At 68.0% G+C, this 13962-nt stretch carries 14 protein-coding genes and 1 tRNA gene; 8 read left to right on the forward strand and 7 right to left on the reverse strand.

What is annotated here, in order from left to right:
* The first annotated feature begins 135 nt into the window (after window positions 1-135).
* From LMJ29_RS12185 to LMJ29_RS12220, 8 genes are all read left to right on the forward strand, one after another.
* A complete protein-coding gene (locus LMJ29_RS12185; protein WP_229605796.1) occupies window positions 136-792 on the forward strand; it encodes a paraquat-inducible protein A in 657 nt (218 codons plus the stop codon).
* Window positions 779-1399, forward strand: coding sequence for a paraquat-inducible protein A (locus tag LMJ29_RS12190; protein WP_229605797.1), 621 nt, complete (start codon window positions 779-781; stop codon window positions 1397-1399). Before LMJ29_RS12185 ends, LMJ29_RS12190 begins: the two co-directional genes overlap by 14 nt.
* Window positions 1392-3674, forward strand: coding sequence for a PqiB family protein (locus LMJ29_RS12195; protein WP_229605798.1), 2283 nt, complete (start codon window positions 1392-1394; stop codon window positions 3672-3674). The genes LMJ29_RS12190 and LMJ29_RS12195 overlap by 8 nt, the downstream gene beginning before the upstream one ends.
* Before the next feature lie 134 nt (window positions 3675-3808).
* On the forward strand, window positions 3809-5356 hold the full coding sequence (locus LMJ29_RS12200; protein WP_229605799.1) for a 2-isopropylmalate synthase: 1548 nt from the start codon (window positions 3809-3811) through the stop codon (window positions 5354-5356).
* The gene (locus LMJ29_RS12205) at window positions 5353-6168 is read left to right on the forward strand and encodes a hypothetical protein (protein WP_229605800.1); all 816 of its coding nucleotides are present in this window, start codon (window positions 5353-5355) and stop codon (window positions 6166-6168) included. Before LMJ29_RS12200 ends, LMJ29_RS12205 begins: the two co-directional genes overlap by 4 nt.
* Window positions 6165-6617, forward strand: a complete 453-nt coding sequence (gene rimI / locus LMJ29_RS12210) for a ribosomal protein S18-alanine N-acetyltransferase (protein WP_229605801.1) — start codon at window positions 6165-6167, stop codon at window positions 6615-6617. Before LMJ29_RS12205 ends, rimI begins: the two co-directional genes overlap by 4 nt.
* A 68-nt stretch (window positions 6618-6685) precedes the next feature.
* Window positions 6686-8008: a flavin monoamine oxidase family protein gene (locus tag LMJ29_RS12215; protein ID WP_229605802.1), complete on the forward strand. Its 1323-nt coding sequence runs from the start codon at window positions 6686-6688 to the stop codon at window positions 8006-8008.
* Window positions 8009-8182: 174 nt separating this feature from the next.
* Window positions 8183-9091 carry a DMT family transporter gene (locus tag LMJ29_RS12220; RefSeq protein WP_229605803.1) on the forward strand — a complete coding sequence of 303 codons (909 nt, stop codon included), beginning with the start codon at window positions 8183-8185 and terminating at the stop codon, window positions 9089-9091.
* An 8-nt stretch (window positions 9092-9099) separates the two neighbouring features.
* Here LMJ29_RS12220 and LMJ29_RS12225 read toward each other — a convergent pair whose 3' ends face one another.
* The 7 genes from LMJ29_RS12225 to LMJ29_RS12255 form a co-directional block, all read right to left on the reverse strand.
* Window positions 9100-9762: a hypothetical protein gene (locus tag LMJ29_RS12225; RefSeq protein WP_229605804.1), complete on the reverse strand. Its 663-nt coding sequence runs from the start codon at window positions 9760-9762 to the stop codon at window positions 9100-9102.
* Between the two features lie 114 nt (window positions 9763-9876).
* Window positions 9877-9953 (reverse strand) — tRNA-Met (locus tag LMJ29_RS12230).
* Between the two features lie 148 nt (window positions 9954-10101).
* Entirely contained in the window at window positions 10102-10608 is a 507-nt protein-coding gene (locus tag LMJ29_RS12235) for an Lrp/AsnC family transcriptional regulator (RefSeq protein ID WP_229605805.1), read from the reverse strand.
* Between the two features lies 1 nt (window position 10609).
* A complete protein-coding gene (locus LMJ29_RS12240; RefSeq protein WP_229605890.1) occupies window positions 10610-11371 on the reverse strand; it encodes an ABC transporter ATP-binding protein in 762 nt (253 codons plus the stop codon).
* Between the two features lie 99 nt (window positions 11372-11470).
* Entirely contained in the window at window positions 11471-12184 is a 714-nt protein-coding gene (locus LMJ29_RS12245) for an ABC transporter permease (protein ID WP_229605806.1), read from the reverse strand.
* Window positions 12181-12906, reverse strand: a complete 726-nt coding sequence (locus tag LMJ29_RS12250; protein ID WP_377656949.1) for an ABC transporter permease — start codon at window positions 12904-12906, stop codon at window positions 12181-12183. Before LMJ29_RS12250 ends, LMJ29_RS12245 begins: the two co-directional genes overlap by 4 nt.
* Window positions 12907-12978: 72 nt before the next feature.
* Complete coding sequence (locus LMJ29_RS12255; RefSeq protein WP_229605807.1) at window positions 12979-13758, reverse strand: ABC transporter substrate-binding protein; 780 nt, start codon at window positions 13756-13758, stop codon at window positions 12979-12981.
* Window positions 13759-13962: the final 204 nt, after the last annotated feature.

Consider the following 13962-nt stretch of genomic DNA (forward strand, 5'->3'; position numbering starts at 1 on the left):
AGGTCATCGTCAAGCACCTATACCGAACCCCCGATCAGCTCGCGCTGGTCGGGGGTTCGTCTTTGCGGCCGTAAAGCTGATCCTAAGCGTCCAGCTCGGCTAAGATAGCGCCAATGCGTCATCCCCGGTGTTTCCATGCCTGATTCCGCAGCATCGCCTCCCGCCCTCGCCCAGCTGCCGCTTGCCCAGCTGATCGCCTGCCATGAATGCGATCTGCTGATGCGCAAGCCCGAGCTGCAGGCGGAGCAGAAGGCTTGTTGCCCACGCTGTGGCTTCGAGCTGATCGCCCATCGCGCGCAGGTGGAGCGGCGTAGTCTGGCCTTGGCACTGACCGCCCTGATGCTGTTCCTGCCCGCCAACTTCCTGCCGATCATGCAGCTCAATCTGCTCGGGCAGACGACCCAGGATACGGTATGGAGTGGCGTGGTCGCGCTCTACCGCAGCGGCATGCCGGCGGTTGCCGGCGTCGTGCTCCTCTGCAGCATGGTGGTTCCCCTGCTCAAGCTGCTGTGCCAACTGCTGGTGCTGCTGTGTATCCGCTGGCAGGTGGCGCTGAGCTGGGGGCGTTGGCTGTATCGCTGGTACCACCATCTGCGCGAGTGGGGGATGCTCGAGGTCTACCTGATGGGGATTCTGGTTTCGATCGTGAAATTGATCGACATGGCTGACCTCACGCTGGGAATGGGGCTGTTCTGCTTCATCGCTCTGTTACTCGCCCAGGTCTGGCTGGAAGTCAGCATGTCGCCGCATCAGATTTGGGCGGCCCTCGAGGATAGCCATGCGCGCCCTTGATGCCGGCATCCTGGTGTGTGGCGAGTGCCATCAGCTCAGCCGCTGGGCGCCGGGCACCCGGCAGCACTGCCGACGCTGTGGAGCGCTTCTGCATCCACGCCGGCCGAACAGCATCGCCCGCACCTGGGCACTCCTGCTGGCGGCGGCGTTGCTCTACATACCGGCCAACCTGCTGCCGATCATGACCGTCAGCCTGTTCGGCCAGGGCACTCCGGCGACCATCATGGAGGGGGTGATGGAGCTGATCCACGCCCAGATGCTGCCGATCGCCCTGGTGGTATTCCTGGCCAGTATCCTGGTGCCGACCTTCAAGCTGGTCGGCATCGCACTGCTGCTCTACTCCGTCCAGCGTCATCAGCCGCTCTCGGCACGCCAGCGCATTCTCATGTTTCGTTTCATCGAGTGGATCGGCCGCTGGTCGATGCTCGACATATTCGTGATTGCCATCCTGGTGGCTCTGGTCAGCTTCGGCAATCTCGCCAGCATCGAGGCCGGTGCCGGCGCTCTGGCCTTTTCCGGCGTGGTCGTGCTGACCATGTTGGCGGCCATCACCTTCGATCCCCGGTTGATCTGGGATAACACCGACGCAGAAGATCCCCATGAGTGAGCTTGCCCATCCCGACATCCGGAAGACCAGCAACTGGTCCGCCATCTGGGTCCTGCCGCTGTTGGCCCTGGTCATTGGCCTGTGGCTGCTCTGGCGCGCCCTCAGCGAGGCGGGCGTGGAGATTCGCGTGCACTTCGCCGACGGCGAGGGCATCCAGGCCAACAAGACCCAGGTGATGTACAAGGGCATCGCCGTGGGCAAGGTCATCGATCTGCGCGTCAGTCAGGACATCCAGGGAGTCGACGCCACCATCGAGATCAACCGCGAAGCCAAGGACTACCTCAGCCGGGACACCCGTTTCTGGCTGGTCAAGCCCAGGGTTTCCCTCGCCGGAGTGACCGGTCTGGAAACCCTGGTATCCGGCATCTATATCGCCGTCGATCCGGTCAAGGGCGAGGCTGTCCACGAGTTTCAGGCGCTCAGCGAACCACCGCCGCTGTCCGACAAATTGCCTGGTTTGCACATCACCCTGAAGGCCGATCGCCTGGGGTCGCTCGACGAGGGCAGCCCGGTGTTCTATCGGCAGATCAAGGTGGGTCAGGTGAAGAGCTACCGTCTGGGCGATGACCAGCGCACGGTCGAGGTGCAGATCTACATCGAACCGGCCTACGTCCACCTGGTCCGCAAGCACACCCGCTTCTGGAATGCCAGCGGCATCAATTTCAGTGGTGGCCTGTCCGGCTTCAAGCTGCGCACCGAGTCGCTGGTGAGCATCGCCACGGGAGGTATTGCCTTCTCCACGCCGGAGCATCGCGAGGACAGTCCGCCGACGGATCCGGCCATCCCATTCCGGCTGTACGACGACTTCGAGGCGGCCGAGGCCGGCCTCAAGGTCATGCTCAAGCTGAGCGACGTCAGTGGCCTGCAGCCGGGCCGGACCCCGGTGATGTATAGCGGCGTGCAGGTCGGCACCCTGAAGAGCATCGACATGGGCAAGAATTTCGCCCAGCCGATGGCCGAGCTGACCATGGACCCGCGCACCGAGGAACTGCTGCTGGAAAGCAGCGAATTCTGGCTGGTCAAGCCGTCGATATCCCTGGCCGGCATCACCGGCCTCGAGGCGCTAGTGCAGGGCAACTATCTGGCCGTGCGCTTCGGCAAGACCGGTGCACAGAGCCGCGAGTTCACCGTCAGTTCCAAGGCGCCGCCGCTGAATGTGGATGCGCCCGGTCTGCATCTGCTGCTCGCTGCCGACCGTCTCGGCTCCCTGGCGGTCGGCAGCCCGGTGCTCTATCGCCAGTTGCAGGTCGGCACTGTGCAGAGCTTCCAGCTTTCCGGTGATCGCAGCGAGGTACTGTTCGACGTGCACATCGAGCAGGAGTACGCCGGCCTGGTCAATGCGTCGACGCGCTTCTGGAATGCCAGCGGCGTCACCCTCAAGGGCGACCTGAGCGGCGTGGAAGTGAAGAGCGAGTCGTTGCAGACCCTGTTGCAGGGCGGCATCGCCTTCGATACGCCGGAGCGCGTGGCCGCTCCGGTGAAACGCTTCCACCGCTTCGCGCTGTTCGCCGACGAGGACAAGGCCCATGCCGGCGGCCAGTTAATCGAACTGCGCGTCGAGCGCGGCGACGGGCTGCGCGAGGGCACGCCGTTGCGCTACCGCGGTCTGGAGGTGGGGCAGGTCGAGGCGGTGTGCCTCGCCGACGACCTGGCCAGCGTCCTGCTTCAAGTGCGGGTGACCGCCGCGGCGGAGCGCATCGCGCGCGCCGGCAGCCGCTTCTGGATCGTGCGTCCGGAGCTGGGACTGGTGCGCACCGCCAATCTGGATACCCTGGTCAGCGGCCCCTATCTCGAGGTGCAACCGGCCGCCCGTGCCGGCGAGCGGCAGACCCGCTTCTCCCTGTTGCCCCAGGCGCCCCAGGCGGCTGGCGAAGAGGCCGGCCTGGCGCTGGTGCTGAGCGCGTCGCGCCGCGGCTCGCTCAAGCCCGGTGTGGCGGTGACCTACCGCGAGATGGCGGTGGGCAAGGTCACCCGCCTCGAGCTGGGGCCCACCGCCGATCGCGTGCTGGTGCACATCCTGATCGAGCCGCGCTACGCGCCGCTGGTGCGTGGCGGCAGTCGCTTCTGGAACGCCAGTGGCATCGGTGTCGACCTCGGTCTGCTCAAGGGCGCGCAGATTCGTACCGAATCGCTGGAGGCGCTGCTGGAGGGCGGCATCGCCTTCGCCACACCCGAGGACACCAGCCCGGCCCACCCCGGCCAGACCTTCGCCCTGTTCGACGAGGCGCAGGAAGAGTGGTTGCGCTGGGCGCCGAAGATTCCGCTGCGGCCGTGACCGACCGGGGAGCGGGCGTCAGTCGACTGCCGGGTGCAGCGCTTTCCCGGCAGCGGGATTCACGCCACAATTCAAGAAATAACCGGCGTGCATGGACACGCCCGTGCCTGCGACGGGATCACCAGGAGACCGACATGAGCAACGACCGCGTCATCATCTTCGACACTACGCTGCGCGACGGCGAGCAGAGTCCCGGCGCGTCCATGACCAAGGAAGAGAAGCTGCGCATCGCCAAGGCGCTGGAGCGCATGCGCGTCGACGTGATCGAGGCGGGCTTCGCCATCGCCAGCCCGGGCGACTTCGAGGCGGTCAAGGCGGTCGCCGAGGCGATCAAGGACAGCGCCGTCTGCAGCCTGGCGCGGGCCCTGGACGCCGACATCGAACGCGCCGCCGAGGCGCTGAAGAACGCCAACTCCGGGCGCATCCACACCTTCATCGCCACCAGCCCGATCCACATGCAGTACAAGCTGCGCATGCAGCCGGAGCAGGTGATCGAGCAGGCGGTGCGCGCGGTGAAGAAGGCGCGCAGCCTGTGCGCCGACGTGGAGTTCTCCTGCGAGGACGCCGGTCGCTCGGAGATCGATTTCCTCTGCCGGATCATCGAGGCGGCCATCGACGCCGGCGCGCGCACCATCAATATCCCGGATACCGTCGGCTACGCCATCCCGCACCAGTACGCCGACACCCTGCGTCAGCTGCTCGAGCGCATCCCCAACGCCGACCAGGCGGTGTTCTCGGTGCACTGCCACAACGACCTCGGCCTGGCCGTGGCCAATTCGCTGGCCGCCGTGGTGGCCGGCGCCCGCCAGGTGGAGTGCACCATCAACGGCCTCGGCGAGCGTGCCGGCAACGCCGCGCTGGAAGAGATCGTCATGGCGATCAGGACCCGCAAGGACCTGCTCGGCGTCTACACCAACATCGAGACCGAGCACATCCTCAGCACCTCGCGGCTGGTCTCCGGTATCACCGGCTTCCCGGTGCAGCCCAACAAGGCCATCGTCGGCGCCAATGCCTTCGCCCACGAGTCGGGCATCCACCAGGACGGCGTGCTCAAGCACCGTGAGACCTACGAGATCATGTCGGCGCAGTCGGTAGGCTGGAACGCCAACAAGATGGTCATGGGCAAGCACTCCGGGCGCAACGCCTTCCGCGCGCGTCTCGAGGAGCTGGGTATCGTGCTGCCCGGTGAGGCCGAGTTGAATGCCGCCTTTACCCGCTTCAAGGAGCTGGCCGACAAGAAGCACGAGATCTTCGACGAGGACCTGCAGGCGCTGGTCTCCGACAGCCTTGGCGAGGAAGCGCCGGAGCACTTCAAGCTGGTCTTCCTCGAGGTCGCCAGCCGTACCGGCGAGGTGCCGCATGCCGAGGTGGTGCTCAGCGTCGATGGCGTCGAGCAGAAGGTCGCGGCCAGCGGCGCCGGTCCGGTGGACGCCACCTTCAAGGCCATCGAGGCGATCGCCCGCTCGCAGGCCAACCTGCAGCTGTACTCGGTCAACGCCATCACCCAGGGGACCGACTCCCAGGGCGAGGTGACCGTGCGCCTGGAGAAGGGCGGGCGCATCGTCAACGGCAGCGGCGCCGATACCGACATCCTCGCCGCCTCGGCCAAGGCCTATCTCAACGCGCTGAACCTGATGCAGGCCGGCGGCCACAAGACCCACCCGCAGGCGGCCGACGTTTGATCGACGAGCAACAGCGCCGCGCCTACCTGGACGCCATGCAGGTGACCACCTGGTTGCCGCGCGTGGCGCTGCCGTTCGCCGCGCCCTCGCGTCCCGAGCTGCTGGCCGTGGCGGCGCCAGCGGTCGAGCCGCCGCGCCGTCCGCGCCCCGCGGCACCCGGCCCGGCGCCGAGTGCCGCGGCTCCAGGTGCAGTATCCCCCCCGCAGGCTCCGACGCCGACGCCGACGCCCGCCACACCGCGCAAGGCGCCGGTGGTGCCGCTCCGGCCGGCTGCCGAGCCGCTGCCTGCCAAGGCGGTCGAGGAGACTCCCGCGGCGCCGCGCCGCGAGCCCGCGCCGCGTTTCGCCCTGCAGCTGCTGCGGGCCGGCAACTGTCTGCTGCTGGTCGAGCTGCCGACCGGCGAGCCGTTCGCCGGCCGCGATCCGGCCTACCGCCTGCTCAAGGACCTGCTGCGTGCCGCCGATCTGCCGGACAGCCCGCGGCCGCTCGGCGAGCCGATCCGTTGGCCGCTGATCCGCGGCAACCGCGAATTCGACCAGGGCCCGGCGGCGGCGCGCGGCTATGTGCGCGCCGTGCTGCAGGGACAACTGGAGCAGGAAGCGGCAGCCTGCACCTGGCTGATCGGCACCCCGGCGGCGCGCTTTGCCGGCGACCAAGACGCGCCGCCGGTCTGCCGGGAACTCGATCTGGACGGCCTGGGCGTGGCCTGGAGCCTGCCGGGCCTGGAACAACTGATGGAAGCTCCGCCCCTCAAGGCCGAGCTGTGGCAAAGCATGCGGCGCGCGAGGCGCCGCTGGACGAGCGAAGCATGACTGATGCGGTAAGTTTCCGGCGGATGACCGCCGCCGACCTGGATGCGGTACTGAAGATCGAATACGCCGCGTTCAGCCATCCCTGGACCCGCGGCATCTTCACCGATGCCCTCAACTCCTACGAATGCTGGCTGATGTTCGAAGGCCACCAGCAGGTCGGCCATGGCGTGATCAACCTGATCGCCGACGAGGCGCACCTGCTCAACATCACCGTCAAACCCGAGAGCCAGGGCCGCGGTCTCGGCCTGCGCCTGCTCACCCACCTGATGCTGCGCGCCCGCGAGCGCGGTGGCAGCGAGTGCTTCCTCGAGGTGCGCGCCTCCAACCAGTCGGCCTATCGTCTCTACGAACGCTTCGGCTTCAACGAGATCGGCCGCCGCCGCGACTACTATCCGGCGGTGGGCGGGCGCGAGGATGCGCTGGTGATGGCCTGCCCGCTGTTCGACTGAGCCGTGGCCAGCCCGCCCTTGGCGGGATCCCATCCATTTCTTTCTGACCTGTGCCGGGAGCGCCTGGGATGACGCTGCAAACCGCCGAAGTCGTCGTGGTCGGCGCCGGCCTGTCCGGGCTGAGCGCGGCCTGGCGCCTGGCCTGGGCCGGCAAGGACGTGCACGTGCTGGAGGCCGGTGGGCGTCTCGGTGGACGCATCCTGACCCGCGCGTTCAGCACGGGGACGCCCGTGGAGCTGGGCGCTGCCGGTATCGGCGCACGCCAGAGGCGACTGCGCCAGCTGGTCGGCGAACTGGGCCTCGCGTTGCAGGCGCCGGCGGACGCGCCGGTCGGTTTCGATCGGCTGTATGCCCAGGCGCTCGGCGAGCAGGGTTGGCTGGCTCGCCAGCAGCTCAGGTATCTGTGGCGGCAGCTCGAGCAGCAGGCCGCCCGGCTGCCGCCCCAGCCGGCTGCCGAACATGCCCTGGCGCGAACCCGCGATGCCCTCAGCCTGGCCGCCTGGCTGGACCGGCGCTGGCTGGGCGGTGCGGTCCGTCAGCTGGCCGGGCAGATGGCCGAGTGCCTGTTCGCCGCGCCGCAGGAACAGTCCCTGCTGCAAGCCCAGCTGCAGTTGCGTCGCCATGGTGGCGGCGCCGGCCTGCTCGAATTGCGCCTTGGCTGCGTCGCGCGGCCGGCGGGCGGCATGCAGACGATCTGCCAGGCGCTGGTGCAGCGCCTAGGTGATGCGTTGCATCTCGACACGCCGCTGCTGGCCGTCGAGCAGGATGGCCAGAGCGTCGAGCTGCTCACCGCCCACGGCCGCTGGCGCGCCGGGCGGGTGGTACTGGCGCTGCCGGTCCTGATGCTCACCCGTCTGGGCTTTGCGCCGGCGCTGCCCGGCTGGCACGAGCATGTCCTGCGCCACCTGTTGCCGCAGGCCAGTGTGGATGCCCAATTGCGCTACGAACGGCCGTTCTGGCGCGAGCGCCTGCCCTACGTCGACCTGCCGCGCAGCGTCGGCGATTGCCTGGTCGTCGAGCAGGCGCCGCAGCGCGCCGGCGAGGGCGCGCTGCGCGTGCGCCTGAGCGGCGAGTTGGCCCGGCGCTGCCAGCCGCTCTCCGCCCCGGCGCGCCAGGCCCTGTTGCTCGACACCCTGGGCAGGGGGCTCGGCGAGCCGGCGCGCAGCCCGCTGGAGTGCCTGCTGCAGTGCTGGAGCGACGAGCCCTTCCTGCGCTGTGCGGCGCCGTTCTGGCCGGCCGGCGGCTGGAGCGTGCAGGCACCGCAACTGGTTCGCCCCCTGGGGCGCGTGCATTTCGCCGGCGCCGACCTGGCGCTGCGCTGGCCGGGTACGCTCGAAGGGGCGGTCGAGGCCGGCGAGCGGGCGGCCGACGAGGTGCTGGCGCTGGGTTGAGCCGCGTTCCCGGCGCATCCTGGCTGGCGGCGGGCTTGCCAGGCGCCGGGGAGGCTTCGTAAGGTGCCCGCCTTGTCACCAGGAGTTGTCCATGTCCCTCGCCGCTAGCCTGTGGCACCTATCCGCCACCCCACTGTCATGTCCAGCTCATTCGCTCCAGTGCGAGGGGCTGCGATGAACCTGTCCCGCGGGTGGGCTGCGGTCGGCCTGATGCTGTCCTGCCTGTGCTGGGCCGGCAACGCCCTGGTGGCGCGGGCGGTGGCCGACAGTATCCCGCCGATGTCGCTGGCGTTCTGGCGCTGGTCGCTGGCGCTCGCCATCCTGCTGCCCTTCGTCGGCCGCCCGCTGTGGCGCCAGCGGGCCCAGGTCCGCGCGGCCGGCTGGCGTCTGTGGCTGGTCGCCGGACTGGGCATCGCCAGCTACAACTCACTGCTCTACCACGCCGCCCACAGCACCTCGGCGATCAACATCACCCTGCTCAACACCTGCCTGCCGCTGGCCACCTTCCTCGGTGCCGGTCTGCTGTTCGGCGAATGGCCGGCGCGCCGCGCCTGGTTCGGCATGGCGGTGGCCGCCTTCGGCCTGCTGCTGCTGATCGGCCGCGGCGACCTGACCACCTTCCTGGCCCTGGACTTCTATCGCGGCGACCTGCTCATGTTGCTGGCGGTGGCGGCCTGGGCGCTGTACTCGCTGCTGATGCGCCTGTGGGGTGCGGGCTTCGGCCTGGCGCCACTGCCGCTGCTGGGCGTGATGGTGCTGTTCGGGTTGATCCTGATGCTGCCGTTCTACCTGCTCGAACTGCTGCGGGTGGGGGGCTTCAGCCCGACGCCCACCAGCCTGGGGGCAATCGGCTACACCGCGCTGTTCGCCTCGCTGGTCGCCTATCTGGCCTGGAACCATGGCCTCAAGGTGCTCGGCGCGGCGCGCGCCTCGCTGTTCAGCTACCTGATGCCGGTGTTCGCCGCACTGCTGGCCTGGCTGCTGCTCGACGAGCGGCTGGCCTTCTACCACTGGCTGGGCGGCGGGCTGATCTTCGCCGGCCTGCTGGTGGCCACCCGCCCGGCCAGGGGCGCCGCTCGCTAGCCGGGAGCCTAGCGCAGCGCCGAATAATTGTTCTCGGCATGGCAGGCCGCCGCGTCGTGCTGCTTCCGGCAGCGCTTGGCGAAGGCCACCTTCGCGCCCTTGCGGCAATCGCGGTAGCGCAGCGAACCGCGCTGCTCGTTCATGCACACACTGGCGTAGTCGATTCGCCCACCCTGTTCGCGCCACTTGAAGGTGCCGCGGACGATGCCGTCGCGGGTCTTCCACGACCACTTGGCCGAGCGGGTGACGGTTTTCGTCCGCCGGATTGGCTGCGGACGCTCCACGCTCGACGGCCGTACCGCCGGCAGGCGGTTGACGATTTCCCGCGGCTGGAAAGTGTTCTCGTTGAATTCGGTCTGGCGGGGGCCGGCGGCGTCGGCACGCGGGGCAGGGCGGTAGGCATGGATCTGCGGCGCTGGGGGCGCGACGACCTGGGACTGCGCACGCGGGGCAACCGCAGCGGCGGGCAGGGAGGGAGCGGGCGCGGGAGCCGTGAAGGACTGCGGTGTCGGCGTCGCTGGCGTGGTGGGCGACACCAGGGCCGTCAGCCGCTCCGGCACATGCAACGCGACGGCCGCGGCCGCACCGCCAAGTAGGGTCAGCGCCAGCAGTACGCCATGGCGGCGTGGGGCGCGATGGGGGAAGGGCGCATCATCCCGGTCTGCGTGCATGGGGCCTCCTGGCCGTGGCGACGCCCCGATCCTTGGGGCTGCCCAGCGTAGCCGGAGGTTTTTCTCGGCACAACGAAAAAGGGCCTGCATCGCTGCAGGCCCTTTCGGAATTAGTGGTGGCTACGCAGGGACTTGAACCCCGGACCCCAGCATTATGAATGCCGTGCTCTAACCAGCTGAGCTACGTAGCCAACGGCGCGCATTATTCTCTCCGGCGGATCGCCTGTCAACCCCTCAAGTGCAGAAAAATCCCAATCCGATCAAGCGCTTGCCAAGGATTGTCGGGCCTCCTCGATCAGCCCCCGCGGCCGTCGTCCGTGACGGCTGCGGGCTGAGGCGTCAGCCCGGCATGGGCGCGGGATTCTTCACCGTGGCCAGCTCCGGGTGGGCGACCAGCTTGTCGATGTGCAGCTCGGGGTTGTCCAGCCAGGTTTCGGTCAGCACGCGGTAGTGCTCCATGTCGCGACAGCGCATGCGCAGGCTGTAGTCGAAGGTGCCGCTGATCAGCCGGCATTCGAGGACCTGCGGGCAGGCGCGCATGCAGCTCTCGAAGGCTTTCTGCGCGGCGCGCCCGCTCTGGTTGGACAGCGCCACCAGGACCAGCAGCGACAGGCCGGGGGAGACCTGTTGCAGGTCGACGATGGCGCCGTAGCCGAGGATCACCCCCATGCGCTCGAGCTTGCGCACCCGCTCCAGGCAGGGCCGCGGGGTCAGGTGCACCAGTTCGGAGAGCTTCTGGTAGGTGATCCGGCCGTTGTGGCGCAGCACCTCGATGATCGCCTGGTCGATGCGGTCGAGGGTCAGGCTGTGGTCGGGGCCGGAGTCGGGAGTGTCTTTCGGGCGCATGTCACTTCAGTCGGTTGGACAGGAACTGTTGCAGGCGTTCGCTGGCCGGGTTGTCGAGGATCCGCGCGCTGCCCTGCTCCTCGACGCGGCCCTGGTGGAGGAACAGGACCTGGCTGGAAACCTGGCGGGCGAAGCCCATCTCGTGGGTGACCATGATCATGGTACGACCTTCCTCGGCCAGTGTCTGGATCACCTTGAGCACCTCGCCGACCAGTTCCGGATCGAGCGCCGAGGTTGGCTCGTCGAACAGGATGATCTCCGGCTCCATGGCCAGGGCGCGGGCGATGGCCACGCGCTGCTGCTGGCCGCCGGAGAGGAAGGCCGGATACTGCTCGGCGACCCGCGCCGGCAGACCGACCTTGTCCAGGTAGGCGCGCGCGCGCTCCTCGGCCTCGCGGGCCGGCACGCCGAGCACCTGGCGCGGCGCCATGGTGATGTTGTCCAGCACGCTCATGTGGCTCCACAGGTTGAAGTGCTGGAACACCATGGCCAGGCGGGTGCGCAGGCTCTGCAGCTGGGCCTTGTCGGCCACCGTGGTACCGCCGCGGGTCTGGCGCATGGCGATGGTCTGGCCGTCGAGGGTGATGCGGCCGGCGTCGGGCTGTTCGAGGAAGTTGATGCAGCGCAGCATGGTGCTCTTGCCCGAGCCGCTGGTGCCGATCAGGCTGATCACGTCGCCGCTGCTGGCGTGCAGCGACACGCCCTTGAGCACTTCGTTGTCGCCGTAGCGCTTGTGCAGGTCTTCCACCTGCAGCTTGTGCAGGCTGGTGCCGGCGGCGCTGCGGGCGTGGGTTTCGGGGCGGGTGGAGCGGAGGCCGGCCGGGTTGGCGGGCATGGCGTAGGCGGTCTGGTTCATCACGAGTTACCCCCGGGTAGGGCCGAGAAAGGTCATCCAGCGGCGTTCGGCGAAGCGGAACAGGCCGACCAGCAGGAAGGAGAGCAGGATGTAGAGCAGGGCGGCGATGCCGAATGCCTGGAAGGTCATGAAGGTGGCGGCATTGGCGTCACGGGCGACCTTGAGGATGTCCGGCACGGTGGCGGTGAACGCCAGCGAGGTGGCATGCAGCATGAGGATCACCTCGTTGCCGTACTGCGGCAGCGCCCGGCGCAGCGCCGAGGGGATGATCAGGTGCACATAGAGGCGCCAGCCGCTCAGGCCGTAGGCGTGCGCGGCCTCGATCTCGCCGTGCGGGATGTTGCGGATCGCGCCGGCGAAGATCTCCACCGTGTAGGCGCAGGTGTTCAGCACGAAGGCCAGGATGGTGCAGTTGATCGCCTCGCGGAAGAAGCCGTCGAGCAGCGGCTGGTTGCGCACCGCCTCCAGGCTGTACAGGCCCGTGTAGCAGATCAGCAGCTGGATATACAGCGGCGTGCCGCGGAACAGGTAGGTGTAGAACTGTACCGGCCAGCGCAGCAGGCGGTTGCGCGAGACCCGCGCGATGGCCAGCGGCAGGGACAGGATGAAGCCCAGGACGATAGAGGCGACCAGCAGCCAGAGGGTCATGGCCAGGCCCGACAGGTTGTAGCCGTCGCTCCACAGGAACGCCTGGCCGTACTGTTGCAGCAGTTCGATCATGGCATCAGCCCCTTGATTCCGGTGTTGTAGTGGCGCTCCAGGCGGCGGAACACCAGGTTGGACAGGCTGGTGATCAGCAGGTAGACCAGGCCGGCAATGATCAGGAAGTACAGCGGGTCGTTGGTGGTCTTGCCGGCGTTCTGCGCGGCCTTGACCAGGTCGGAGAGGCCGATGATCGACACCAGCGCGGTGGCCTTGAGCAGCACCAGCCAGTTGTTGCCCAGGCCCGGCAGGGCGAAGCGCATCATCTGCGGGAACAGCACCAGGCGAAAGCGCTTGAGCGGGCCGAGGCCGTAGGCGGTGGCCGCCTCCAGCTGGCCGCGCGGCACGCTGAGGATGGCGCCGCGGAAGGTCTCGGTGAAGTAGGCGCCGTAGATGAAGCCGAGGGTGGCCACGCCGGCGCTGAACGGGTCGATCTCGATGTAGTCCCAGCCCAGCAGGTCGGTCAGGTCGTTCAGCCAGGTCTGCAGGCTGTAGAAGATCAAGAGGATCAGCAGCAGGTCGGGCACACCGCGGATCAGCGTGGTGTAGCCCGCGCCCAACAGGCGCAGCCAGCGCATCGGCGCGAGCTTGATGCAGGCGCCGAACAGGCCGAGGGCGATGCTGAGCAGCATGGACAGCGTGGCCAGCTTCAGCGTCATCCAGATGCCTTGCAGCAGCAGGGGACCGAAACCTTGCAGGTCGATGACCGGCAGGCCGAGGGAGTGCAAAAGGTCATTCACGATGGAACACCTGTTCGGGAAAGCGAGGACGGTGCCCGGCCGCCGTGGCGGGCCGGCCGGGCTTTGGCGCGGTTACTCGTTGTAGATGTCCTGCGGACCGAAGTACTTGCGCTCGATTTCCTTGTAGGTGCCGTCGGCGTGCAGGGCGGCGATGCCCTTGTTGATCAGTTCCTGCAGCTCGTCGTCGTTCTTGCGCAGGCCGATGGCGATCACCGAGGGCAGGCCGGGATCGTTGATCGCCGCGCCGCTGTGGAAGGCCTGGCCCTTGGGCAGGGACAGGAAGTTCAGCTCGGCTTCCAGCTTGTCGGTGACGATGGCGTCGAGGCGGCCGTTGGCGAGGTCGGCGTAGTTCTGGTCCTGCGACTGGTAGGCCTTGATCTGCGCGCCGGCCGGCGCCAGCTTGGCGCGGGCGTAGACCTCCTGGATGGAGCCCTGCAGCACGCCGACCTGCTTGCCTTCGAGCGATTGCGGGGTGTCGCCGAAGCCAGCGTCCTTGCGGGTGATGATCGAAGTGGGGCTGAGGAACAGCTTGTCGGAGAAGGCGATCTGCTGCTCGCGGGCCGGGGTGACGGCCATCGACGACATGATGCCGTCGAACTTGCGGGCGCGCAGGGCCGGGATCAGACCGTCGAAGTCGTTGGTCACCCAGGTGCACTTGACCGCCAGCTTGGCGCAGATGGCGTTGCCCAGCTCGATGTCGAAACCCTTCAGGCTGCCGTCGGCGGCCACCGATTCGAAGGGCGGATAGTCGGGGAACACTCCGAAGCGGATTTCCTTCCACTCCTTGGCGTGGGCCAGACCGGCGGACAGGGGGAGGACGACTGCGGCGACCAGCGTGCAGAGCTTTTTCATGGGGCTGTTCCACTATGGGTCTTGTTTTTGTTGGGCGGCCAGCAGCCAGGGGGACTGGCTGTGCGTGGCGGTTGTCGATGACCGGCGAGTCCGGCTCGACTGGGGACTGAGAATGCCCGGCGGCTCGGTGCTTTTGGTGTCGTTAAGCGCTGGGGAGGAGGCAGGAATAGCTGTAAAAAAAACGCAAACAGCAGAATCGGCTGT

The organism is Pseudomonas oryzagri, from assembly GCF_020831405.1.
GTDB lineage: Bacteria > Pseudomonadota > Gammaproteobacteria > Pseudomonadales > Pseudomonadaceae > Geopseudomonas > Geopseudomonas oryzagri.

Coding starts and splice junctions, on each gene's coding strand:
- LMJ29_RS12185 (WP_229605796.1), top strand. CDS start 136: ATGCCTGATTCCGCAGCATCGCCTCCCGCCCTCGCCCAGCTGCCGCTT.
- LMJ29_RS12225 (WP_229605804.1), bottom strand. CDS start 9,762: ATGCACGCAGACCGGGATGATGCGCCCTTCCCCCATCGCGCCCCACGC.
- LMJ29_RS12220 (WP_229605803.1), top strand. CDS start 8,183: ATGAACCTGTCCCGCGGGTGGGCTGCGGTCGGCCTGATGCTGTCCTGC.
- LMJ29_RS12190 (WP_229605797.1), top strand. CDS start 779: ATGCGCGCCCTTGATGCCGGCATCCTGGTGTGTGGCGAGTGCCATCAG.
- LMJ29_RS12195 (WP_229605798.1), top strand. CDS start 1,392: ATGAGTGAGCTTGCCCATCCCGACATCCGGAAGACCAGCAACTGGTCC.
- LMJ29_RS12255 (WP_229605807.1), bottom strand. CDS start 13,758: ATGAAAAAGCTCTGCACGCTGGTCGCCGCAGTCGTCCTCCCCCTGTCC.
- rimI (WP_229605801.1), top strand. CDS start 6,165: ATGACTGATGCGGTAAGTTTCCGGCGGATGACCGCCGCCGACCTGGAT.
- LMJ29_RS12200 (WP_229605799.1), top strand. CDS start 3,809: ATGAGCAACGACCGCGTCATCATCTTCGACACTACGCTGCGCGACGGC.
- LMJ29_RS12215 (WP_229605802.1), top strand. CDS start 6,686: ATGACGCTGCAAACCGCCGAAGTCGTCGTGGTCGGCGCCGGCCTGTCC.
- LMJ29_RS12245 (WP_229605806.1), bottom strand. CDS start 12,184: ATGATCGAACTGCTGCAACAGTACGGCCAGGCGTTCCTGTGGAGCGAC.
- LMJ29_RS12235 (WP_229605805.1), bottom strand. CDS start 10,608: ATGCGCCCGAAAGACACTCCCGACTCCGGCCCCGACCACAGCCTGACC.